The sequence below is a fragment of the Kitasatospora sp. NEAU-CNBT7 genome, assembly GCF_057220535.1.
On record NZ_JBXQQB010000098.1, the window covers coordinates 3,804 to 4,137 of the forward strand.

Here is a 334-nt window from a genome sequence, read left to right on the forward strand (position 1 = left end):
GGTCCAGGCTCATGACGGCCATGTAGACGCACTTGAGCGCGGCAGCCTCGTTCGGGAAGTGCCCCCGGGCGCGGACCGCCTTGCGTATGCGGGCGTTCACGCTCTCGATCGCGTTGGTCGTGCAGACGACCCGGCGGATCTCCGCGTCGAACTGCAGGAACGGCACGAACTCGGCCCAGGCGTTCGACCAGAGCCGAACGATCGCCGGATACTTGGCGCCCCATTCCTCCTGGAACTCCAGGAAGCGTTCCTCGGCGGCGTCGGCGGTCGGCGCGGTGCAGATCGGCTTGAGCGCGCGGGAGATCTTGTCCCAGTCCTGGCGGGCCGCGTAGCG

At 68.6% G+C, this 334-nt stretch carries 1 pseudogene; it reads right to left on the reverse strand.

Features of this window, described 5'->3' with window-relative positions:
• Positions 1-334 (reverse strand): annotated as a pseudogene (locus tag AC2TEW_RS38440) (transposase); the annotation flags it as partial.